23 protein-coding genes are annotated in these 21,196 nt (G+C 68.4%); 14 read left to right on the top strand and 9 right to left on the bottom strand.

Annotated features, from left to right (window positions below):
• Positions 1–95: 95 nt before the first annotated feature.
• The 4 genes from ACWIGI_RS26465 (at position 96) to ACWIGI_RS26450 (ending at position 6,685) form a co-directional block, all read left to right on the top strand.
• Positions 96–1,433: a hypothetical protein gene (locus ACWIGI_RS26465; RefSeq protein ID WP_454205172.1), complete on the top strand. Its 1,338-nt coding sequence runs from the start codon at positions 96–98 to the stop codon at positions 1,431–1,433.
• 398 nt (positions 1,434–1,831) lie between these two features.
• On the top strand, positions 1,832–3,322 hold the full coding sequence (locus ACWIGI_RS26460; protein WP_454205171.1) for a DUF222 domain-containing protein: 1,491 nt from the start codon (positions 1,832–1,834) through the stop codon (positions 3,320–3,322).
• Positions 3,323–4,112: 790 nt separating this feature from the next.
• Positions 4,113–5,918 carry an alkyl/aryl-sulfatase gene (locus ACWIGI_RS26455; RefSeq protein WP_454205170.1) on the top strand — a complete coding sequence of 602 codons (1,806 nt, stop codon included), beginning with the start codon at positions 4,113–4,115 and terminating at the stop codon, positions 5,916–5,918.
• Positions 5,919–6,070: 152 nt separating this feature from the next.
• The gene (locus tag ACWIGI_RS26450) at positions 6,071–6,685 is read left to right on the top strand and encodes a hypothetical protein (RefSeq protein ID WP_454205169.1); all 615 of its coding nucleotides are present in this window, start codon (positions 6,071–6,073) and stop codon (positions 6,683–6,685) included.
• Between the two features lie 87 nt (positions 6,686–6,772).
• Here ACWIGI_RS26450 and ACWIGI_RS26445 read toward each other — a convergent pair whose 3' ends face one another.
• The 3 genes from ACWIGI_RS26445 to ACWIGI_RS26435 form a co-directional block, all read right to left on the bottom strand.
• Positions 6,773–6,976, bottom strand: coding sequence for a hypothetical protein (locus tag ACWIGI_RS26445; RefSeq protein WP_454205168.1), 204 nt, complete (start codon positions 6,974–6,976; stop codon positions 6,773–6,775).
• Between the two features lie 172 nt (positions 6,977–7,148).
• On the bottom strand, positions 7,149–7,748 hold the full coding sequence (locus tag ACWIGI_RS26440; RefSeq protein WP_454205167.1) for a hypothetical protein: 600 nt from the start codon (positions 7,746–7,748) through the stop codon (positions 7,149–7,151).
• A gap of 114 nt (positions 7,749–7,862) precedes the next feature.
• Entirely contained in the window at positions 7,863–8,153 is a 291-nt protein-coding gene (locus ACWIGI_RS26435; protein WP_454205166.1) for a hypothetical protein, read from the bottom strand.
• 194 nt (positions 8,154–8,347) lie between these two features.
• On the opposite strand from ACWIGI_RS26435, the gene ACWIGI_RS26430 reads away from it, so the two are divergent.
• Entirely contained in the window at positions 8,348–8,770 is a 423-nt protein-coding gene (locus ACWIGI_RS26430) for a DoxX family protein (RefSeq protein ID WP_454205165.1), read from the top strand.
• A 6-nt stretch (positions 8,771–8,776) separates the two neighbouring features.
• On the opposite strand, the gene ACWIGI_RS26425 is transcribed toward ACWIGI_RS26430, so the two are convergent.
• On the bottom strand, positions 8,777–9,181 hold the full coding sequence (locus ACWIGI_RS26425; RefSeq protein ID WP_454205164.1) for a hypothetical protein: 405 nt from the start codon (positions 9,179–9,181) through the stop codon (positions 8,777–8,779).
• Positions 9,182–9,228: 47 nt separating this feature from the next.
• Positions 9,229–10,149, bottom strand: a complete 921-nt coding sequence (locus tag ACWIGI_RS26420) for an SGNH/GDSL hydrolase family protein (protein WP_454205163.1) — start codon at positions 10,147–10,149, stop codon at positions 9,229–9,231.
• A 115-nt stretch (positions 10,150–10,264) separates the two neighbouring features.
• Here ACWIGI_RS26420 and ACWIGI_RS26415 point away from each other — a divergent pair, with 115 nt between their 5' ends.
• Positions 10,265–11,644, top strand: a complete 1,380-nt coding sequence (locus ACWIGI_RS26415; RefSeq protein WP_454205162.1) for an acyl-CoA dehydrogenase family protein — start codon at positions 10,265–10,267, stop codon at positions 11,642–11,644.
• A gap of 8 nt (positions 11,645–11,652) precedes the next feature.
• Here ACWIGI_RS26415 and ACWIGI_RS26410 read toward each other — a convergent pair whose 3' ends face one another.
• Positions 11,653–12,252: a LemA family protein gene (locus tag ACWIGI_RS26410; RefSeq protein ID WP_454205161.1), complete on the bottom strand. Its 600-nt coding sequence runs from the start codon at positions 12,250–12,252 to the stop codon at positions 11,653–11,655.
• Positions 12,249–13,088, bottom strand: a complete 840-nt coding sequence (locus ACWIGI_RS26405; protein WP_454205160.1) for a DUF3137 domain-containing protein — start codon at positions 13,086–13,088, stop codon at positions 12,249–12,251. The genes ACWIGI_RS26410 and ACWIGI_RS26405 overlap by 4 nt, the downstream gene beginning before the upstream one ends.
• Before the next feature lie 174 nt (positions 13,089–13,262).
• Between ACWIGI_RS26405 and ACWIGI_RS26400 the strand changes: the two genes are divergently transcribed.
• From ACWIGI_RS26400 to ACWIGI_RS26380, 5 genes are all read left to right on the top strand, one after another.
• On the top strand, positions 13,263–13,997 hold the full coding sequence (locus tag ACWIGI_RS26400) for a pirin family protein (RefSeq protein WP_454205159.1): 735 nt from the start codon (positions 13,263–13,265) through the stop codon (positions 13,995–13,997).
• Positions 13,998–14,140: 143 nt separating this feature from the next.
• Complete coding sequence (locus ACWIGI_RS26395) at positions 14,141–14,671, top strand: dihydrofolate reductase family protein (protein WP_454205158.1); 531 nt, start codon at positions 14,141–14,143, stop codon at positions 14,669–14,671.
• Positions 14,672–14,771: 100 nt separating this feature from the next.
• Positions 14,772–15,569 carry a CPBP family intramembrane glutamic endopeptidase gene (locus ACWIGI_RS26390; protein WP_454205157.1) on the top strand — a complete coding sequence of 266 codons (798 nt, stop codon included), beginning with the start codon at positions 14,772–14,774 and terminating at the stop codon, positions 15,567–15,569.
• A 30-nt stretch (positions 15,570–15,599) separates the two neighbouring features.
• The gene (locus ACWIGI_RS26385; RefSeq protein ID WP_454205156.1) at positions 15,600–16,262 is read left to right on the top strand and encodes a hypothetical protein; all 663 of its coding nucleotides are present in this window, start codon (positions 15,600–15,602) and stop codon (positions 16,260–16,262) included.
• The gene (locus ACWIGI_RS26380; protein WP_454205155.1) at positions 16,259–17,461 is read left to right on the top strand and encodes a PrsW family intramembrane metalloprotease; all 1,203 of its coding nucleotides are present in this window, start codon (positions 16,259–16,261) and stop codon (positions 17,459–17,461) included. The genes ACWIGI_RS26385 and ACWIGI_RS26380 overlap by 4 nt, the downstream gene beginning before the upstream one ends.
• 198 nt (positions 17,462–17,659) lie before the next feature.
• Here ACWIGI_RS26380 and crcB read toward each other — a convergent pair whose 3' ends face one another.
• Positions 17,660–18,022 (bottom strand): fluoride efflux transporter CrcB, encoded by a 363-nt coding sequence (crcB, locus tag ACWIGI_RS26375; RefSeq protein ID WP_454205154.1) that lies wholly within the window; start codon positions 18,020–18,022, stop codon positions 17,660–17,662.
• Complete coding sequence (locus tag ACWIGI_RS26370; protein ID WP_454205153.1) at positions 18,022–18,501, bottom strand: FluC/FEX family fluoride channel; 480 nt, start codon at positions 18,499–18,501, stop codon at positions 18,022–18,024. Before ACWIGI_RS26370 ends, crcB begins: the two co-directional genes overlap by 1 nt.
• 348 nt (positions 18,502–18,849) lie before the next feature.
• On the opposite strand from ACWIGI_RS26370, the gene ACWIGI_RS26365 reads away from it, so the two are divergent.
• The 3 genes from ACWIGI_RS26365 (at position 18,850) to ACWIGI_RS26355 (ending at position 21,163) form a co-directional block, all read left to right on the top strand.
• Positions 18,850–19,476, top strand: coding sequence for a hypothetical protein (locus ACWIGI_RS26365; RefSeq protein WP_454205152.1), 627 nt, complete (start codon positions 18,850–18,852; stop codon positions 19,474–19,476).
• 7 nt (positions 19,477–19,483) lie between these two features.
• Entirely contained in the window at positions 19,484–20,185 is a 702-nt protein-coding gene (locus tag ACWIGI_RS26360) for a hypothetical protein (RefSeq protein ID WP_454205151.1), read from the top strand.
• A 72-nt stretch (positions 20,186–20,257) separates the two neighbouring features.
• On the top strand, positions 20,258–21,163 hold the full coding sequence (locus tag ACWIGI_RS26355) for a LysR family transcriptional regulator (RefSeq protein ID WP_454205150.1): 906 nt from the start codon (positions 20,258–20,260) through the stop codon (positions 21,161–21,163).
• Positions 21,164–21,196 lie beyond the last annotated feature (33 nt).

Raw genomic sequence — 21,196 nt, 5'->3', positions numbered from 1 at the left:
GGGACATCGATTTCACCCGAACCGCTTGACCGGACCGGGCGCGTCGCCGGACCATCGAAACTCAGCATGGTCGGTGAGAGCGAAGCGAGAAGCCGATGAACAAGACCAGCTTGAACAGCGGCACCGCGCTCCCGCCCGCCGGGACGAACAAGGGCTCCGCGCTCGCGTCGGGGAAGTTCCTGCGGGTAGGCGACTATTTCTTCAAGCAGGGCCCGCTGTCGGGCTTCTACGCCGTGCTGCAAGCCAACGGCGATCTGCGGTTCTACTTCGCACGCCCCGGCGCGACCGGCGGCGCCTATGCCGACATCGACCCGAATCAGCCGTACTACTCCGCGGTCGGCGACGCCGGTTCCGCGCACATCGACCCGAAGTGGAAGTTCAATCCCGCCCAGACCAACGGCCAGTACTTCGCGACCGTCCAGAACGACGGCAATTTCGTCATCTATCGCGGAACCGGGCCGTCGGACAACAAGGGACCGTGCTGGGCCACGAACACCTGGCAGCGCGGCCCCGGGCCGAAATACTGGGCGGTCTTCGCGCCCGACGGCAATCTGCAGGTCGGATCCGCGCCCGAGGGCGTGGTTCCCGACAACGGACTCGATCCGGCGAACATCACCTGGCAGTCGGGCCAGAGCTACGCCGCCAACCGCGTCACCGTCGGCGGCACCCTGCAAGCGGGGCAATGGATTTCACGCAACACCCTGCTGACGTCGGCGAACGGGAAGTACGGCCTGACGCTCGCCGACACCGGCGCGCTGAGCCTGGTGTGCGGCACCCCGCCCGACAGCGGTGTGCAGACCACTTGGCAGACGTACTGGACCAATCGCGTTGCCAAGCCAGCGTTTCCGTGCTTCGCGATCATGCAGACCGACGGCAATCTCTGCGTGTACAAGGGCACCGATCCCGGGCACAACCAGGGCCTGTACTGGGCGATCTCGACCAAGGCCCGCGCGCAGGGCAGCTATGTCGCCACGATCGACGACGCGGGGACCCTCGCGGTCTACGCGGGGACGACCCCGAGCACCGCCGCCCTCTGGACGAACGCCGGAACCGCCGACCCCACCGCCGCCGTGCTCACGATCGTCTCCGGCAACAACCAGACCGTGCACGGCGGCGGCATAGGCAACGACTGGACCTCCGCCGCACCCCTGTCGGTGAAGTACGGCAGGGCCAACGGCGTCCCCTTCCCCGGCGTCTCCATCTACTTCGCCCCCTACAACCCCAAGGGCCAGGCGATGCGAATCTCGTTCGACGGCAACTCCGAACGGGCCTACGCCTCCTACCCCACCGACAGCGCCGGCGTCGCCACCACACCCAAGGTCTGGGTCTTCATCCTCAGCACCGCGGGCACGACCTTCGACATCCGCGCGGCCGTCGGCAGCCACCGGGGCGAACCGTATGTCGATTTCCGAATCAACGGTTTGGACCCGTAGGGGTCGTTTGGGAGTCCACCCCGGGGTCGGCTGCGGTAACCGTCTCGGGTCTGGATAACCCAGCGGTTCTCCTTCATCAGCATCAGGGTCGAACCCGTCACCAACCCGACGGCTCCCACACCATCGACTTCGGCCTCGAACGCCTCGCCGACATCCGGATATGCCGCACGAATTCTTGATCGGATACGGCATCAGAGAATTGCACCCGACCGAATCGCGATCATGAAAGCCCGAATCCAGCGTCGGTCGGGTTGGCTGCGCTATGTAGCAATGGACGTCGGCCTTTGTAGAGCGCAGTTTGGACTTCACTCGATTATTGGGGTCGCTTTGACCGAATTGCGTTGTATCCCAATAGAATTGGTCTATTCATTCTCGCTATCAAGGCGTAGAATAGAGGCATGGATTCGAGGAAGGTACCCACCATCGCGACGAGCGCCAAAGCACTCGCCGCCGCGGTGGAGAACCTGCTCGAATTGCCGATGTACTCGTTGGCCAAGGACGAGGTCATCGAAGTTATGCAGGAGCTCGAGACCAGCTTCCGAAAGCTCGAAGCGGTGAAGCAGCGGTTCGCGCTCGAGTGTGGAGCGCGGGACTTGGGCCCTCGGGCGGGTGTGAAGAGCTTGATCCTGTTCCTGCAGCAGACCCTGCGGCTGTCCTACGCCGAGGCCGCCGCCCGCGTTCGCAACGCTGATCTGCTGTCGACGGTGTCGGCGGGTTCGAGCACCCGGCCACCGAAATTGCCGCTCGTAGCTAAAGCGCAACGGGCCGGGGAGATCTCCGCCGATCATGTGAAGGCGATCAAGGACGCGCTCGAGCGGATCCCCGACGCCGCCGGTGCGGAAGTGAAGGATCACGCCGAGGAGCATCTGACCTCTTATGCCCGTGAGGGTGATCCGAAGGGTGTGACCAAGCTCGGGGTCCACATTTTGGCCCACGTCGATCCGGACGGGCGTTTGACCGAGGACCGGGACCGTCAGCGGGTCCGGAGCGGGCATCAGGGCATCGACGGCATGTACCCGATCTCGGGTTTCCTGACCCCGCAGTTGGGTGCGGTGATGATCCCGATGTTCGAGAAGTTCGGGCGACCGGGCATGTGCAACCCCGATGATCCCGAAAGCCCCTGGACCACCGCTGAACTGGGTCTCGATACCGAACTCGACGACGGCGACGACACCGGCGACGTCGATGTGGACGACCCGTCGTTGACCCCGGCCGAACGTGCCCGTGCCGCCCTTCGAGCGAAGCTGCGCGCGGCCGCCAAACGCGATCACCGCAACGCCGAGCAGCGCAACCATGATGCCTTGATGGTGTTCTTCCGCCCGGATATGGGGCCTACGAAGCTGGGATCGCATCGCGGCCTGCCGGTCTCGACGATCATCACCATGAGCATCGAGGACCTCGAACGCCGCGCCGGGGTAGCGACCACCGCGACCGGTGGCACGATGTCGATCACCCAAGCACTCCAGGTGGCCAGGAACTCCACCCCGTACCTGGTGGTACTCGACCGCAACGGCCGACCACTGCACCTGTCCCGAGGCCAACGTCTCGCGAACCCGGCACAACGACTCGCGCTCACCGCTACTGAGCGGGGCTGCACTCGCCCGGGATGCGACGCGCCAGCGAGCCGCTCCGCTGTCCACCACATCCGAGAATGGGCCGATGGTGGCGAAACGGACATCGAGAACCTGACTTTCGCGTGCGATGCCTGCCACGCCCAGATCAATACCGGCCCGAACGGGTGGGAAACGGTTGTGATGGGCGAGGATTCGGAGAATCCGGGCAAAACCGGATGGATTCCTCCACCGCACATCGACCGAGCTCGTAGGCCACGTGTGAACTTCCGTCATCATCCCCAGTTTCCGGGTATTCCCGCGCGATGGCGCTGTTAACCACCCACCCCGTCTCGACTCGTCACGCGCCGTATTCCACGCTGCCTCTTCGGCTTTCCCATGCCGAAGGGGCTCTTTGCGCGCCCAAGCCCTGGCCCGGCCTTTCCACCCGTGCAGCGGGTGCGACCACACGCATCAGTGTTCACGCCCGTGGCCGACGTAGCCCGAACCCGCACTCACCCTCCGGCTTCCAGCGGGGTTCGGGAGAGCAGGCAAAACAGATGCGACAGTGCTGGTTACCTCGCCTGCCGTACCCGACCTTCGGCTCCCCAGCCGAGAGCGCCCTCGCCCTTCCAGCCGAGTCGACTGGCCGTGGGAACCTTCTCGAGACCTACAGACAAAGACTCGTCATCAGCACAATGAGGGTGATGCCTATGGCGGTGATTGCCGCACCCGGCCCGGGTTCGGAACTCGGCCACGCATCCGAGGGCTTCGATCCCGTTGATCGGCCCGGAAGGGCTGGAACCGCCGTCGGGGCACCCAACCTGGCCCGGCTGGTACTCCGTTATCCAGGCGACCTTCCCCCGGTAGGGCACCCAACCACCGTCGAGGCTCCCGAGGTGCCCCCGCTGGTACTCCGTTATCCAGGCTTCTCTCCTGCGGCAGCGCACCCAACCACCACCGCGGCTCTCGACGTACCCCGCTGATACTGCGATACACACCTCCGGAACGACGGCGGTGCCAGCGGAATCGCAATGCCAACCTCACCCTCGCCGGGTGAGGTCGGAACCGGCGTAGACCTCGACAATCGACCCCGCCCCCATTCGAATGCTCGACACGAGGAGCTGGCATGGCGTTGGACTACGAGGACCGCACCGACTTCGAGAACGCCGATCGCGGGTTCATCGCCACATTGAGTCCGATGACCATTCGCGACGCCGACGGAACGATCGTGTTCGACACCTCCGGATACGCGTTTCTCGACGGGCCGTGCCCGGACACGGTGAATCCCAGCCTGTTCCGGCAGGCCCAGCTCAACGTCAAGAACGGGCTATTCCAGGTCGTCGACGGCATCTACCAGATCCGCGGTTTCGATATCTCGAACATGACCATCGTCGAGGGCGATACCGGGGTTATCATCATCGACCCGCTCATCTCGACCGAATGCGCGGCCGCCGGGCTGGCCCTGTATCGCGAGCACCGGGGGGACCGCCCGGTCACCGGCGTCATCTACACCCATTCGCACGGCGACCACTTCGGCGGCGTCGCCGGCGTGCTTCCCGACGGGCCGGGTGAGGTGCCGATCTTGGCCCCAGCGGGGTTCATGGCCGAGGCCGTCGCGGAGAACGTGTACGCGGGCACCGCCATGACCCGCCGCGCGAGCTACATGTACGCCATCGGCCTGACACCGGCACCCGATGGGCAGATGAGCACCGGCCTCGGCATCCAGACCTCCACCGGTACGTTCAGCCTGTACCCGCCCACGATCGACATCACCGCGACCGGGCAGCGCGAGACGGTGGACGGCGTGCCAATCGTGTTCCAGATGACCCCGGGTACCGAGGCCCCCGCGGAGATGAACTTCCACTTCCCGAATCACCGCGCGGTCTGCCTGGCCGAGAACGCCACCCACAATCTGCACAATCTGCTCACCCTGCGCGGCGCGCTGGTGCGCGATGCCCGCGTGTGGTCGCACTACATCGACGAGGCCATCGACATGTTCGCCGCCGATTCCGATGTCGCCTTCGCCTCACACCACTGGCCGACCTGGGGTACCGACAGCCTCATCGAATTCCTCAGCGTGCAACGCGATCTCTACTGCTATCTGCACGATCAGACCCTCCGCATGCTCAATCAGGGCTTGACCGGCGCCGAGATCGCCGAGCAGATCGAGCTCTCGCCCGGCCTCGACGACGCCTGGAGTGCGCGCGGCTACTACGGATCGGTGAGCCACAACGTCAAAGCCATCTACCAGCGCTATCTCGGCTGGTTCGACGGGCACCCCAGCTCGCTCTGGCAGCATCCGCCCGAGGCCGCCGCGACCCGCTATGTTCGAGCGTTCGGCGGTGTCGACGCGGTCATCGCCAAGGCCGCCGAATTCACCGGCGAGGGCGATCTGCGTTTCGCCGCCGAGCTGCTCAAGCACGCGGTCTTCGCCGACCCGGACAACACCGCCGCCAAGAACGCGCTCGCCGAGGTCTACACCCGGCTCGGATACGGCGCCGAGAACGCCACCTGGCGCGGCTTCTACCTGATGGGCGCCAAGGAACTTCGCGAAGGCGTCTACCCCACCGCCCTCAGCCTCGCCGGTGGCATGGCCGCGGCCCTGTCCATCGAGCAGCTCTTCGACACCGTCGCCATTCGCGTCAACGGTCCCCGCGCCGCGGCCGAATCATTCGTCATCGACTGGCATTTCAGCGATCTCGACACCACGATGCGGCTGACGCTGTCCAACGGAGCCCTGATCCGCACCCTCGACCCGCGCCGCAAGACCGACGTCGATCTCACCCTCACCCTCACCAAATCGCAGCTCATCGCACTGCTGGGCGGTCAGGGACCGGAGGGGGTGAACCACACCGGCGATATGGCTGTCCTGCAACGTCTTCTCGCACTGCTCGACGAACCCGACCCGAATTTCGCCATCGTCACCCCCTGAACCGGAGGCGTTCTCGGATAGTCGCCGAGATGTCATCGGCCCGCTGTACGGTCTGGGTGTATTGATACGAAACACGCGCCCGACGCCGCTCCCTAGTCGGCAAGGGCGTACGTGCCGAACCGAGTTCGGCACCGCCGCAAAGGACTCGATCCATGGGCTATCCGGGATACCCACCCAACCCGCAGCAGCCGTGGGGCGCGCCCCAGCAGCCGGTCAAGCCGTCGCTGTGGTGGATTGTGCCCGGCATCGTGGCGATCGTCGCGGGCATCGCCGGCGCCGCGATCTTCGGGTTCAGCTCGCTGTTCTCGGCGCTGGGCGAGGTCGATGACTATCAGCGCGTGAAGAGCCCGGGGTCGGGTGAGGTGAGCTTGGCCGCCGACACCGATTACACGGTCTACCTCGAGTACTCCGGCGCGTCCGAGCAGAGGCCCGGCGGTGATGTCACGGTCTGGCTCACCGACCCCTCGGGGGAAGCCGTTGACCTGAAGAACGTTTCGGTGACCTCGACCTATCAGATCAATGCCCGCGAGGGCCGGGCTGGGTTCTCGTTCCACACCGATCAGTCCGGAACCTACGAGCTGAGGTCCGAGAGCACCACCCGCCTGACCCTCGCGGTCGGTGAAGGGTCGTCCTCGGCGGCGTTCGGGACGGTCGGGATCGCGCTGGCGATCGCGGCGATCGGATTCGTCGTCGGCCTGGCGATCATCCTGACGGTGGTCATCCGCCGGGGCCGCAATCGCACGCCGTTCGGGTATCCCACGCGGTAGCCGGGGAGGTTGGCAGGGCCGGGAACGGCCCTGCCACGATGCTCCGTCGCCCCGAGCAGCCCACGTGCAGGGCTGCCAAGCGAATCATCAGCGCACGGAACCGCTTTCGATGAACTCGCGGATGAAGCAGAGCGGGCAGATGGGGTCGAACGGGGCGTAGCTCCGGGTCGCCACTTCGGTGGGTGTTTCCACCGCCGGTCCGCTCGGTGCGGCTGCGGCGAGCGCCGGTTGCAACGCGACCGCGAGGGCGAACGAGCCGCCGACGATGACATTCAGCACGGGACGGTACATAAGTTCCTCCTTGTTGCTGCGATGAGTTGTGAACGTATCAAGGGCCGGGCGGGGCGGTCATGCCCCCAAAACCCTGCGCAGCGTGTGGGTCTCGACGGCCGAGCCACCAGCGGACGGCACGGTGAAGCCGCCGGACGCTTCCGGGAAAGTCCGCCACACCCGTCCGCGATTCCTAGGCGGACCAGGCGCTGATCCGCACGATCGTCTCCGTCGGGGTTCCCGCGACGAGCACATTGCCGCGAAAACCGGTACTGCCCCGCCCGGTCAGCTCGCTCAGCACCAGCTGCGGCGGGTTCGCGCAGTCGATGTCCGAGGCCAGCTCGAGCAGATTCCGGGCCGTGAGATCCGCGCAGGTGATGGGCTGGGCGGGAGGTTGATCCACCGTATGAGGAGGGCGGGCGCGGAAGAGAGTCGGGTACCGGTCGAATTCGGTGGGCGGGCCGGTGAACGCGCCGTTGAACACGCAGCTCTTGACGTCCGCTCCGCCCTCGCAGGTGGAGGTCATCGACACCAGCCGCCAGTTGTCCGGGATGTGGATGTGGAACTCCCTGGACAGTTTGTCCCGGGCGTCCCCGTCGGACAGGTTGGACTTCACGACTTCGGGAACGATGAGCGAGTCCGCGAGTCCCGCGAACCGCCCCCAGACCAGAACGAGCACGACCGCGAGCAAGGCACTGACCGACAGCAGTCCCAGCGCGATGAACGCCGAGACCTTCGTACGTCTTCGAAACTTCTTCTCCACCGAACTGCCTTGCCGCGCAATAGTTCCCATCCGTTCCTCCCTGCCCGAGATCCTACGCAGGGAGCGGTTCACCGGATGCCTTTCATCCCGGACACGGGCCTGGAACACACCGCGACGCCGAGCCGTATCGATCGTCGAGGAACGTCACTGCTCACCGGGCGAGGCGAGTGCGTTCCGGTAGGAGGTCCAGAGGTCACCGCCGGGTTCCCCGAGAACGACGGTGCTGATGACCAACTCGATCATCACGCGGTCGTAGTCGTCGCTCCGGTCATGCCCGCGATCGGGATCGGTTTCGACGACGGCGGAGGTGATTCGACGCCCGCCGTCCGATGCCGGGGCGAAGGACACCTCGTAGATTCCGTTGCCGGTCCAGCTGCGATGCAGGAAGACGGTGTCGCCCTCGGCAAAGACGTTCCACTTCTCGTCCATGCTCATCGCGCGCCGACCGGCCCGGATCCGATCCCATTCCGCCGCGGTCCAGATCCGCCCTGGCAACCGGGAAACCGGGTGCGGGGCAACGATCGGATTGATCCTCCGGAAAGAGGCTCGGGTCAGCGGTAGAGCGGGTTCCATAGCCCGATCCTAGGCCGCAGCGGCTAGGGTGCAACCGTGACGCTGGGAGGTAGCTGATGGCGGGTGGTGACGGGCATGCGCAGGAGCTGCGGCCCTACGTGCTGTTGCTGGCGAGGCTGGTGCTGGGCGTGAACTTCGTGCTCTCGGGCACCTCCGCGCTGGCGGGGTGGCCCAACGCGAGCCCGCAGGCGACGCCCGGCGAATGGCCGTACTGGTGGGCGGGACTGTTCGAGGTGGTGGTCGGGGTGCTGCTGATCCTCGGGGCCTACACCTTCTTCGCCGGGCTGTTCGGGGCCGGAATGATGGCCTACGCCTACATTTTCGTGCACGCCGCCGGAAACCCGGACCGCTGGTGGGACGCGTACGGCAACGGCGGGCAGGCGGCCTCGGCGTTCGGGGTCGGGCTGCTGCTGATCGCCTTCTTCGGGCCCGGCGCCGCCGCCCTCTCGGCCGGCGCGAAACGCCCGGTGCGCCGCTGACCGAATTCAGCGGCGCGCGGCGGGTTCCACCCAGCGGCGCAGGGCGTCGATGGTGCTCTCCGGCGAGGTGTTGAAGCACAACCGGGTTCCCGGCGAGACCTCGATGATCGCGTTGACCAGGCGCTCGAACAGCACGGTGTGCTCGGCCGCCATCCGCACCCCCGCGCCGATCATCGCGGCCCGGAAATCACCCCGGGACAGGCACTCTCGCAGCTGTGTCTCGGCCGCGTCGGGGTCGGCCGGCAGCAGGCACGAGACGAGGTCGAATCCGGCGTCGCGCAGTGCGGCCTCACCGGCGGCGATCCGGGAGGTCAGCGTGGCCTCGTCCAGCCCGGGGTAGCGGCTGTAGTCGACCGCGCCGGGATGCAATCCGATCGACAGCACCGTGGCACTCGAATCCTGTTCCGCCATGGGGTGATTCTCCGTTTCTCCGCGAGAACTCGAACCTACCCGCGCCGTCACCGTCCCGCCCGCGTCAGCTGTTCGACGATGATGCGGGCGAAGTTCGCCTCGCCCAGGCCCGTCGGGTGCAGCGGCACCAGACCGTCCTGGGGACGGCGGGCGACGATGCCGTTGACCCAGTTCTCGAGGGTGTCGCAGCCGTCGTGGCCCGCGCCGGGACCGATGAAGTCGACGAACTCCGCCTGGTGTTCGGCGGCCAGGGTCTGGGTGAGAGCGGCCATCCGGTCGATGAGGTCCTGCAGGTAGGTGGCGTCGCGGGGCCAGACCGGCTGGTTGGCGCAGCCGCCGTCGCGGGTGTAGAGGGCGTAGCTGGTGATAAGGACGCGGGCCTTCGGGGATCGGGCATGGATGGCGTCCAGGACCGCGGCGATCTTGGGACCGGTCGCGTCGATCGCCTGGGCGCCGCGGTCGACGCCGTCCGCGGTCAGCCGGTCACGACACGACGTGCCATCGGGTTCGGGGTTGTTGTTGACGCACTGGTTGGCGATGGTGAGCAGCCCCGCGTCGTTGCCGCCGATGGTGAGGGTCACCAGGGTGGTGTCCGGGGTCAGGGCGTCGAGCTGGATCGGGACCGTCGCCTCGGGCGTCCGGCCGGTCTGCGGGGTGGTCAGGATGTTCTCGGTGCGCGCGCCGCTGCAGGTCACGTCGCGAAACTCCTTGACGCCCAGTTGTTTCGCGACCAGCTGCGGGTAGTTGACCGCGGATCGGAAACAGGGGTCACCCATGCTCGGCGGCGATATCCCCGGGCCGGCGGCGAACGAGTCGCCCAGCGCCACGTATTCCCCCAGCAGCGCGCTGTCGACCGCCGGTTCCCCGGCCGGCGCCGGTTCGGACGAGCAGCCCGCCACCAGCGTCGCACCGGCCACCAGCCCGGCGACGACGGCGTGTGCACGAGCGCGCGCGGGAGAGGGCCACATGCCGACCACCCTAACCGGGTGAATCACCGGCCCCGGGCCGCCGCACGCCGACCGGAGTTCCGGCGGAACCGGCCGACGGCTGAATCAGACCGCGCGGACCGGGTATCGCCGACCCGTGACCTTCGACTTGACGCCCACCGCCGCGCAACAGGATCTCGTGCGCCGGGTCCGGGACTTCACGCGCGAGTGCGTGCGGCCCGCGGCCGCGCACTACGACCGGGCGCAGGAGTTCCCCTGGCCGATACTGCAGGAAGCGGCCGAGCGGGGGTTCTACAGTCCGCTGTTCTACCGCGATCTGATCGGCGATCCCAGCGGCTTGTCGCTGCTCATGTTCATGGAGGAGCTCTTCTGGGGTTGCGCCGGAATCGGATTGGCGATCGTCATGCCCGCGCTGGCGCTGTCCGCGATCGGTCAGGCCGCCACGCCCGAGCAGATGTTGCGCTGGGCGCCGGAATGTTTCGGCACGCCGGGTGATCTGAAGCTGGCCGCGCTGGCGATCTCGGAGCCCGAGGGCGGCAGCGACGTGCGGAATCTGCGCACGCGTGCGGTGCGCGACGGCGACGACTGGGTGATCGACGGGCACAAGATGTGGATCGGCAACGGCGGCATCGCCGATGTGCACGTGGTGAACGCGGTCGTCGACGAGCGACTCGGGCATCGCGGCCAGGCGCTGTTCGTCGTGCCGGGCGGGACGCCGGGGCTCGAGCTGGTGCGCAAGCTGGACAAACTGGGATGCCGGGCCTCGCACACCGCGGAACTGCGGTTCGACCGGGTTCGGGTGCCCGGCGATCACCTGCTCGGCGGACCGGACAAACTCGAGCACAAGCTCGCCAAGGCGCACGCGGCCGCGGCCGAGGGCGGGCGAACCGGCTCGGCGACGCTGGGCACCTTCAACCAGACTCGGCCGATGGTCGCCGCGCAGGCGCTCGGAATCGCCAGGGCGGCGCTGGAATACATGACCGAGTACGCCAACGGCCGGGAGGCGTTCGGCGCCCCGATCATTCAGCACCAGGGCATCGCCTTCCCGATCGCCGATCTGGCCACGCGCATCGATGCCGCGCGGCTGCTGACCTGGCGGGCGGCCTGGATGGCGGCCAACGGGGTGCCGTTCGAGCGTGGCGAGGGGTCGATGGCGAAACTGGCGGCCAGTGAGGTCGCGGTGGCCGCGACCGAGCGCGCGATCCAGACCCTGGGCGGCTGGGGTTACATCACCGACCATCCGGTGGAGAAGTGGTATCGAGACGCGAAGCTGTACACCATCTTCGAGGGCACCAGCGAGATCCAGCGCATGGTGATCTCCACGGCCCTGGGCGCGGCCGAGGGCAAACCGCCGCTGCACGTCGAGCTCGAGCCCTCGGGCGGGTCGCTGAATCGCATGTTCGGCCGCGGCACCGAGATGCGGACCCGGGCGGCGTCCGCGGCGCTGGCGATGAAGGACCGCATGCCCCGGCCCGTCGTGACGGCGGCGATGCGCCTGTTGCGCCCGCCACGCTGAGGGCCGGGTCAGTGGTTCGACGGGGGCCCGAACAGGTCCCGCACCGCCACCGGCGTCCGCGCCTCCGAGGTCGCGAGGTCGAAGTACTCCGCGGGGGTCACACCGTGCAAGGACGCCACCGCCGCCGCGGGGATCGACTCGATCTTCGTGTTCAGCGCGCGGACGTTGGCGTTGTAGAGGCGGCGGGTGGCCGCGATGCGGTCCTCCACGTCGCTCAGCTCGGTCTGCAGCGCCAGGTAGTTCCGCACCGCGCCGAGGTCGGGATACTGCTCTGCGACCGCGGACAGCCGGGACAGGGCGGTGGTCAACGCGTTCTCGGCCGTGGCGACGCCGGCGACCTCGAGCCCGGATCCGGTTGCGGCGGCGGCGTTCACGCGCGCGGCCGTCACCGCTTCGAGGGTGTCGCGCTCGAACGCGGCGGCGCGCTCGGCCGTCGCGACCAGGTTGGGCACCAGCTCGTGGCGGCGCTGCAATTCGACGTCGACCTGTTTCCAGGACTCGGCCACGAGGTTGCGCAGCCGGACGAAGTCGTTGTGCACCGCGAAGTACCACAGGACGGCGATCACCGCGACGGCGATCACCAGCAGAATGGTGACGGTGGTGCTCATGCGCTGCGTCCTTCCGGGCGCGGCCCGGCGTGCGCCGGGTCCGAATGGGTGGTGCCGTAGTCGTTCCAGACGAATCGCGGAATGCCTTCGGCGAGAACGTGCATCGCGGAGAAGACGCCGGTGATCTCGTCCGGCCGGTTGCCCAGCGTGGTGATGGCGACCAACTCGGCTCCGGCGATCTCGAACCTGGTGACGGTCACCGCGCCGTCGGCCAGCCGCGCCAGGTCGACGAGCTTGTCGATGGTGCGCGGGGTGAGCACCGCGTGCGCGAACGCCGGATCCTTGCAATAGACGTAGAACTGCCTGTTGAAGTCCGCCGATTCGAATTTCACGCGGTCCCCGATGGTGGTGTCGATCACCGCGCCCATCGTCAGCCGGGGCAGCGCGGCGGGCAGCGCCAGGGTGAACACGTTGCGATAGTGCGTGCTGACATTGACGCGATTGTTGTGCAGCCAGGTGAGGTGGAAGAAGCTCGCCGCGTAGCCCCCGACCGTGCCCGACATGTCGTCCCGCACGCGAAAGCGCCGGGCCCGCCCGATGGTGAACGGCGGGAAGTTCCAGTTCGGCACCGGCCGGTCGGACGTGCGCCGATAGTCGAACCCGTTCGCCCGCGCCCACCCCGCGGTCCAGCGCTTGCGCAGCAGTTTCACGATGATCCCCGCCGGCAGGAAAGCCAGCAGCGGCGTGAGCGGCAGCAGGATCCACGAGAGCGGCCGCCCGTGCTCCTGCCACCACCGGTATTGCACGAACACCAGCAGCACGAACGTGATCAGGGACAACACGTTGAGCGCCCGCGGCCGAGACCACACCGCCTCGCGCCCACTACTCCCGGTCACATCACCCACGATTCCCCCGCTCCCCACACCACCCGTTCCGGACGGTCGCACCGATTCTCGCAGGCGCCCGCAACGGAATTTCGGGCTCACACCCCGGCGTCGGGCGCTCGCCGGGGAATAGCGGGCAACCGATCGGCATTGCACGGGGCATCGATCTTTCGTGGAGGTTGGGCAGTGTCCGAGGTCAAGGTGGTTCGCGGGGACGAGCGGGGGCGGTGGCGGAACGAGTGGCTCGAGTCACGGCAGTCGTTTCCCGCGACCGGCAACTTCGACCACGCGCGGTACGCGCACGGGATGCTGCTGATCCACAACGAGGACCTCGTCGACGCCGGGGAGGGCTTCGACACCCATCAGCACCGGGACACCGAGATCATCACCTGGGTGCTGGAAGGCACCGTCGTACACCAGGATTCGCAGGGCAACTCGGGGTTGATCCACCCGGGGCTGGCGCAGCGGATGAGTGCGGGAACCGGAATTCTGCACTCGGAGAAGAACGGCGCCACCCGCGCCGAGCGCGAGCGGCTGCACGTCGTGCAGATGTGGGTGCCGCCCGATACGCCGGGGGCCGCGCCCGGGTATCAGGAGATGGACATCGGTGATGCGCTGCGGCGCAACGAATTGCTGACCGTCGCCTCGGGTATGGCGCGCTACCGCGATGACACGGCCGTCACGCTCGGCAATCGATTCGCCGCCTTCCACGCCGCACGGCTGGACGCCGGGTCGGAGATCCAGGTCCCCGACGCCCCGTACGGGCACGTGTTCGTCGCGCGCGGGAGCGTCGAGTTCGAAGGATCCGGCGTGCTCGAGCAGGGTGATGCGGTGCGGCTCACCGCGACCGGCGGCCACCGCGTCCGCGCGCGCACCGACGCCGAGATCCTGATCTGGGAAATGCACGCGGTCGCCGTCTGATTCGCGATCGGTGGCCGCGACATCCCCCGAGCCTCCGCGATTTCGCCGGGCGCATGCGTACATTCGTGGGGATCGCGATCCGGCCGGGGGGTCTCGTCCGCCCTTCGGCCGACGCACGCCGCCAGTCGCCGAGGAGCCCTCCGATGCTGCCCGTGATCTACTCGATGAGCGTGTCCCTGGACGGTGTCACCGCCGGGCCGCACGACGACATCCGCTGGACCGCACCCGATCCCGAGCTCACACGCTTCCGCGACGACCAGACACGGCAGGTGTGCGCGCACGTGTGCGGCCGCAGGATGTACGAGCGGATGCGGGCGACCACCGAGCGGACGCGGGCCACCCCCGCCCGCCCGGTTCCCACCGTGGTGTTCTCCCGCACGCTGAACACGGTGCGCGGCAACGCCCGGCTGGCCACCGCGGATCTGGCCACCGAACTGAACCGGCTCTGCGACGGCCCCGGCGAGGGTGTGGTGGCTCTCGGCGGCGCGCAGTTGTCCGCCGCCGCGGTCACCGCGGATCTGATCGACGAGTACCGCCTGTTCGTGTGCCCGGTGACCGTCGGCGGCGGCGCCTCGAACTTCCCGCCGCTCCCCCAGTCCCTGGATCTCCAACTGCTCGAGTCCCGGACCTTCGAGTCACACGTAGTCTACCTGCGCTATCGCCGCGTGCGCTGACCCGCTGTGGCCGCAGACGGGTTGCCATTGGATAGCCATCGGTGATGAAACATGGCTCTATCGCATGCGTCCAGCTTCGTGGAGCGCTAGCTTTACCTGCATGAGCACGCCCGAGACCGCGTCATCGGCCACAGTTGCCGGGCGGCGCCACCTGTCCTATCCGATGTTCGCGCTCGTGGTGATCGTGTACCTGGCGATCATCCAGCTCGGTGGTCTGCTGATGACCGCGCTGACCGGGGAGGACGATTTCCTGTCCACCCGCGGGGTGTTCTACGGCATGATCATCCCGCTCGGCGTCGCGCTGGTCTTCACCTACGGCGTGATCGCCTATCTCGGCTGGCTGCGTCCGGTTCTGCGCGATGATCGCCCGGTTCGGTCCTGGGTGCGGGTGGTGCCGATCGTGTTCCTGGTCGCGATCGTGTTCGGCATCAACTACAGCGCCCTGTCGGACAAGGGCCTGCTGTACACGCTGGTGCTGTTGATCGCGACCCAGTTCGTCGGGTGGGGCGAGGAAGGTATGTTCCGCGGGATCGGGGTCGTGGTGCTGCGCGACCACGGACTCGCCGAGGGGCGGGTCGCGCTGTGGTCGAGCATCGTGTTCGGCGCGGTGCATCTGACCAACGGAATCACCCACGGCGCGAACGCGATCGGACAGGCGATCATGGTCAGCCTGGCGGGCTATTTCTTCTACCTGACCCGCCGCGTCACGCGCGGCAACACCGTCAACTCGGTGCTGCACGGACTGTTCGACTTCACGCTGCTGACCGGTACGTCGATCCTGGTCGACCAGACCTTCTATGCCGGCGCGCTGCTGCCGATCCTGTTGTATCCGGTGCTGGCGATCGTGCTGCTGGTCAAACGTCGCACCATCGAGCCCGCCGCCGCGCAGGCCGCCTGAACCGTTAACCGAACGAGCACGGAGACGCACGTGGGAACACATCAGGCCGAGGCCGAACAGGTCTTCTCCGAACGGTATTTCGACCCGGGAGACCGCTGGGTCCCGGCCGATCGCCGCTGGCTCGGCATCGACAAACGAACGATCCTGCCGGCACTGGTCGTACTCGCCCTGGCCTTCCTGCAAGGGGTCCTGCTGCCGCGGATCAACGACTCGATCGCGGAGAAGGACGTGACCGTCGCCGGAGACGTGATCGTCGTGCGGGGGCAGGTGGGCTTCACCGCCGCTGCCGGCTGGTCCCTGGTCGCCGGGGAACGACGAGGTGACGAGCCCAGCGGGCAGGGCTACCCGGCGCAAGCGGTCCTCACCCGCGGCGGCGCCCAGTTCGTGGTCCGCACCGGCACATTCGGCGGGGACGCTCCCGCACTGCTCGAGCAGATCGAGCGCACCGACGAACTCCTCGGCGGGGCGTTGACCGCGACCGGCGACCCGGTCGCGATCGCCACCCGCGCCGGTCTGAACGGGGTCATCACCCGCTACGCGGCCACCGGGATCGACGGTGTGCTCGCCGCGTTCGTCCACAACGGCACCGGAATCGAGGTCGTCGCGATCGGCCCCGCCCAGCCGGGCCGGGACATCCTCGGCGAGGTCGCCGAGATGATCGCCGGTATCGAACCGATCGGAGCAGAACGATGACCGCCGCCGATAAAGACCTGGCGCAGGACCGGTTCCTGGCCATCGAGAACTCCGGCTGGGGCCGCACCTTCACCTTCTACCAGCCGCGCAACCTCGCATTCTGGGTGTATCTGCTGATCACCGGATCCGGGGCGATGCTGTTCATCTCCCGCATCGCCACCAGCTACCCCGCCTACGGGCGCGCCATCGCGGTCACCGCCGCGGTGTTCACCGTCTACGGGGCGCTGTTCTGGTGGTTCGTCGCCCATATCGACCGCTACGCCCGCCAACCCACGAAACTGCTTGTCGCCGCGTTCTGCTGGGGCGGGTTCGCCGCCACCTGGTCCATGGCCTCCTATGCCAACGACGCACTGATCGCGATCTACGGCAAGGTCTTCGGCCACGCGTGGGCGCAGGATTGGGGCGCCGGTCTGGCGGCGCCGTTCACCGAGGAGACCGCCAAGGGCTTCGGCCTGCTGCTGTTCATCGCCCTCGCGCCGCGCCTGATCCGCACCGCCTTCGACGGGTTCATCGTCGGCGCGTTCCTGGGTCTCGGTTTCGAGATCATCGAGGACATCGCCTACGGCATGAACGCCGGCGCCTCCCAGTTCGGCGCCAACCAGGTCGACGCTTCGCTGAGCACCGTCGTACTCCGCGTGCTCACCGGCGCCACCGGACACCTGCTCTACACCGCGCTGTTCTGCGCCGGCCTGGTGTACCTGCTGGGTCGTCCCGCCGAACCCCGCAGGATCGGGCGCGGACTCGGCCTGATCGTGATTGCGATGCTGCTGCACGGGTTCTGGGATTCGATGGCCAACTTCGCCGGCGACAGCTCCCTCGGTGCGATCGGGTTCATCGTCGGAATCATGATCATCGCCCTCTCGATCGCCGCGGGCGTCTTCGCCGCCACCGTCCCCCGCGAACGGGATTTCCTGGCCCGGATCCTGGCGCCCGAGGTCGCCCACGGCACCCTCACCGACGTCGAAGCGGCGGCGGCATGCGCCGATGCCAAGGGCCGCAAGCGATTCCGCAAGAACGCGCCGGACCGGAGCGGACGCCGGCGCAACGCGCATCTCCTCGAGGCGATCTACGACCTCGCGGACGCGCTCGCCACCGACCACGGTGGCGAAACCCCGCGCGTGGAGTTCGCGCGCTCGGAAGTCGCCCGGATCCGCGACGGACGCCCGGTGACCGAGGCACAGCTCCCGGTTCGTATCTGACCCCGGCGTCGACCTTCGCGGGCATTCCGTCCGCCAAAGGCCATCGCCGATGCCGACCGCTGCAACGCGCCGGGCTCGCGTCGTCCCTGGCCAGCTGGTCGAGTTCGCTGGTGCGGCGCGCGGGACCGGGGCGAGGGTGAAGTAGCGGACTATCCGGTGCAGTCCGGCCCAGGTGCCGACGGTGTCACGGCCCGCCGGCTAAGCGAACAGCGCAGCGGTCGCGGCGTACCCCGCGACGGCAGCGAGCAGCCCGGCGACCACGCTGACCGTGACGTAGAGAACCGCGGAACGGTGAGCGCGCTGCTCGGTCAGCCGCACCGCCTCGTAGCTGAAGGTGCTGTAGGTGGTGAAGGCGCCGCAGAACCCGGTGCCCGCCAGCAGCATCCAGGAGGGTGCGAGGCCGGCGCCGGTGAGCGCGCCCAGCAGCAGGCAGCCCGACACGTTGACCACCAGGGTGCCGAGCGGGAACCGGCCGCCGCGCCGGGACTGGATCGCGCGGTCGAGCAGGTAGCGGCAGGGCGCGCCGAGCGCGGCGCCGAGGATCACCAGCAACGCGTCCATCAGCGCACCTCCGTCCCGAGCAGGCGCGCCGCGCGGCGGGTGAGGGCCAGTGCGCAGGCGGCGGCCGTCAGCGCGGCGGCGAGGGTGCCGACCAGGTAGGCGGCCGCGACGGCGACCGTGCCGGGATCCAGCAGCGCGCGAATGTCGTTGGCGTAGGTCGAGAACGTGGTGAAGCCGCCGAGTATCCCGACGCCGAGGAACGGGCGGACCAGGGGGTGGGCGGGGCGGATCTCGGTGATGACGACCATCAGCACCCCGAGCAGGAAGCTGCCCGCGACGTTGATGACGAACACCGCCCACGGGAACCCGCCCGCGGGGGTGGGCCAGGCGAGGGTGAGCCCGTAGCGGCCGAGCGCGCCGATCGCGCCCCCGGCGGCGATGGCGGCGAGCACACTCGCCTGCGCCGCACCGGGTTCGGGCCGGCGACGAGTGTCGTCCGCGCCGAGATCGGGGTCGATGGGCAGCGGTTCGTCGGGCACGAGTTCTCCTACTCCATGGCCGCGCGCACGCGGATGTGGGGTAGGGACCGTCGGCGGCGGTTCCGCGGTTGTTCCGAATCCAGGTCCGGAGCGGCGAGCCCCACCGCCGCGCTTCGGATCCTAGACCGGACGACCGCGCCGGATGTGCGGGGCCACGCCGGTTCGGCTGCCCGGCGTTCGGAAGCCGCGTCCCTCACCGGCGTTCGGGACTGTTGTCCCCGGTACCGGCGTTCACAACTCGTGTCCCTCGGACCCGCGTTCGGGAGTCGCGACGGTGTCGGAGGCGGGTTCTAGGATGGCCGGGGGCTCGGGACGATGGGCGCCCGTGAGATCGATGAGGAGCCGGTTGTGTCGGACACGTTCGTGGTTGCCGCGCGAATTCCCATGGGGCGGGAAGCTTTCGAGGAATGGCTCGAGACGCCCGCGCCGGAGCCCGGGGTGATCGAGAACCCGGACGCCATGTTCGACGGGCGGTTCTGGGACGGCAAAGCGGCCGACTGGGGGCAGGCGGAGGTGGGGGTCACGCCCCGGGAGTACCTCGCGGACTGTTTCGGGGAGGACACCGGCGGGCTGACCTACGTGCTCACCTATCGGGAGGGCGCGCTCGAGGCGTACCTCATGCACTTCGGCTTCTGCGAGTCGAACATCTACACCGCGCTGCTGATGCTCGCCGCCGCCGGCCGGGCGAGCACCGCCCGCAGCACGGTCCTGTTCTGGGCCGAGACCAGCGGATCGATGTTCGCCGCGGACTCGAACGGCTGGCTGGCGACGCTGTCGGTGGGCGCCGACGGCGCGCGGTTCGCGCCCGACCTCGACCTCACGGCGACGATCGCGGACCTGCGGGTCGCCGAGGCGAGCTACTTCGATCTTCTCATGCGGTTGGCCGGGGCCGAGGAATCGGACGGTGCGACGGGCTTCGGCGCGATCGGCCGCGACCCGCGCTACGTGGACGCCGCCGTCCTGACCCGGGACTGAGCCGCGCGTGTCCCTGCATGTCATCGAGGACCTGGTCGAGCAGTCGATCCGGTTGCTGCACACCGCGTCCGCGGCCGGTGACCCGGGCGTCCGGGCGCGGATCGCGGCGCTGTACCGCTTCCAGGGCGACTACGACTGCTCCTTCACCCATTTCCGGCTGATGGAGATCCTGCTCGAGCGCGGGTACACCCACCGCTTCGAACTGCGCCGGCATCCCGAATACAGCACCCGGGCAGCGTATTTCGACGGCCTGACCGACTTCACCGCGCTCGCGGAGATCGGCGACGAGGAAGATCCCGCCGGCTGGCTCGAACAGGGGTATGTCGACCCGCCCCACCTGTACTGCGACGCCGGAACCGCGCTGTGGCACAACATGATCGAGGCCGGGCACATCGGCGGTCCCGCCGCCGAACCGCTCGGCCCGGCGCCGCTGGCCGAGGTGGTCCACGAGGTCGCCCGCGCCGCCGAGCGCGCCGGGGACATCGACACCATCGCCCTGTGGCACGCGTTCGGGTGGAACGTCCTGGCCGAGGACGCCTGGATCCATCACCCCGCCGACGATCCCACGCTGGCGGCGATTCGCGATATCGCGGTGCGCACCGGCGCGCTCACCCATGAGCTGCCTAGCGGATACCGCCCGCCGCCGGTGTACTACGAGGACGATCCCATCGACGCCTGGTGGTTCGGCGACGATACAGAATCGCCCTGAGCCAAAGCATGTTCCGCGCGCCCGCTCGAGCCGAAGATCAGGGTTCCAGCCGGGGGCGAAAGCGAGGCAGACGTGTACGACATCCGACGTCTCATCCTGTTGCGTGACCTCGCCGAACACACCACGATGACGGCGGTCTCGGAACTGCACGGCATCACGACCTCGGCGGTGTCGCAGCAGTTGCGCATCCTGGAGGAGGAGGTCGGGACGGTCCTGACCCGCCGCGAGGGCCGGGTACTGCGCCTGACCCCGGCCGGGCGGGTGCTGGTCGATCACACCTCGCGGGTGCTGGCCGCACTGGAGGAGGCCGAGAGCGCGGTGGCGGCCACCGCCGAGCAGATCAGCGGTGTGCTCACCCTCGCGACCTTCCGGACCGCGCAGGTCGGTCTGGCGCTGCCGGTGGTGGTGCAGATGCGCGAGGCGTATCCGCGCCTGCGTATCCGCGTGGTGGATCTGATGCCGGTGGACTCGGTGCCCGCGGTGCGCCAGCAGGAGGTGGATCTGGCGATCACCTACTCGTATTCCTTCCGCACCCGCGACCTGCCGCTGGGCATGGCCTCGGAGTTCCTGTTCAGCGACCCCCTGGTCCTGCTGGCCCCGGAAGCGTTGCGCGAGCGCGTGAGTCAGCACGGCCTGGCCGCGGTGCGGGACGCGGATTGGATCACCGCCCGCGACGGCGCGCCCTCGATCGCGTCGGTGCTCTACGCCTGCCGGGAATCGGGCTTCGCGCCGCGGATCGAACATCGCAGCGCCAGTTTCGAAGCCATGGCCGAGATGGTGGAGTACGGGCTCGGGGTGACCATCGTGCCGCAGATGTCGGTGGCGCCCGAACACCATCACCTCATCGCCTGCCCGGTGGCCGGGGGCAGCCGGCAGGTCGGGGTGACCTACCGGCGTGCCTCCCTCGAACGCCCGGCGGTGGCGGCGGCCATTCACGCGTTGCGCGCGATCGCCCCGCCGTTGGAACAGGCCGGCTGAGCGATCGCGCGCCGGGCACGGCGATCGCCGCGG

This window comes from Nocardia sp. NPDC055321, from assembly GCF_053645575.1.
The sequence above is the reverse complement of the archived record's forward strand: the minus strand, read 5'-3'. Positions and strand labels throughout refer to the sequence as shown.

What these genes read in the sequence shown, in the direction of transcription:
- ACWIGI_RS26440 (WP_454205167.1), bottom strand. Translation starts at nt 7,748, where the DNA reads ATGGGAACTATTGCGCGGCAAGGCAGTTCGGTGGAGAAGAAGTTTCGA.
- ACWIGI_RS26445 (WP_454205168.1), bottom strand. Translation starts at nt 6,976, where the DNA reads ATGTACCGTCCCGTGCTGAATGTCATCGTCGGCGGCTCGTTCGCCCTC.
- crcB (WP_454205154.1), bottom strand. Translation starts at nt 18,022, where the DNA reads ATGGACGCGTTGCTGGTGATCCTCGGCGCCGCGCTCGGCGCGCCCTGC.
- ACWIGI_RS26465 (WP_454205172.1), top strand. Translation starts at nt 96, where the DNA reads ATGAACAAGACCAGCTTGAACAGCGGCACCGCGCTCCCGCCCGCCGGG.
- ACWIGI_RS26460 (WP_454205171.1), top strand. Translation starts at nt 1,832, where the DNA reads ATGGATTCGAGGAAGGTACCCACCATCGCGACGAGCGCCAAAGCACTC.
- ACWIGI_RS26420 (WP_454205163.1), bottom strand. Translation starts at nt 10,149, where the DNA reads ATGTGGCCCTCTCCCGCGCGCGCTCGTGCACACGCCGTCGTCGCCGGG.
- ACWIGI_RS26425 (WP_454205164.1), bottom strand. Translation starts at nt 9,181, where the DNA reads ATGGCGGAACAGGATTCGAGTGCCACGGTGCTGTCGATCGGATTGCAT.
- ACWIGI_RS26430 (WP_454205165.1), top strand. Translation starts at nt 8,348, where the DNA reads ATGGCGGGTGGTGACGGGCATGCGCAGGAGCTGCGGCCCTACGTGCTG.
- ACWIGI_RS26380 (WP_454205155.1), top strand. Translation starts at nt 16,259, where the DNA reads ATGACCGCCGCCGATAAAGACCTGGCGCAGGACCGGTTCCTGGCCATC.
- ACWIGI_RS26455 (WP_454205170.1), top strand. Translation starts at nt 4,113, where the DNA reads ATGGCGTTGGACTACGAGGACCGCACCGACTTCGAGAACGCCGATCGC.
- ACWIGI_RS26410 (WP_454205161.1), bottom strand. Translation starts at nt 12,252, where the DNA reads ATGAGCACCACCGTCACCATTCTGCTGGTGATCGCCGTCGCGGTGATC.
- ACWIGI_RS26390 (WP_454205157.1), top strand. Translation starts at nt 14,772, where the DNA reads ATGAGCACGCCCGAGACCGCGTCATCGGCCACAGTTGCCGGGCGGCGC.
- ACWIGI_RS26435 (WP_454205166.1), bottom strand. Translation starts at nt 8,153, where the DNA reads ATGAGCATGGACGAGAAGTGGAACGTCTTTGCCGAGGGCGACACCGTC.
- ACWIGI_RS26450 (WP_454205169.1), top strand. Translation starts at nt 6,071, where the DNA reads ATGGGCTATCCGGGATACCCACCCAACCCGCAGCAGCCGTGGGGCGCG.
- ACWIGI_RS26395 (WP_454205158.1), top strand. Translation starts at nt 14,141, where the DNA reads ATGCTGCCCGTGATCTACTCGATGAGCGTGTCCCTGGACGGTGTCACC.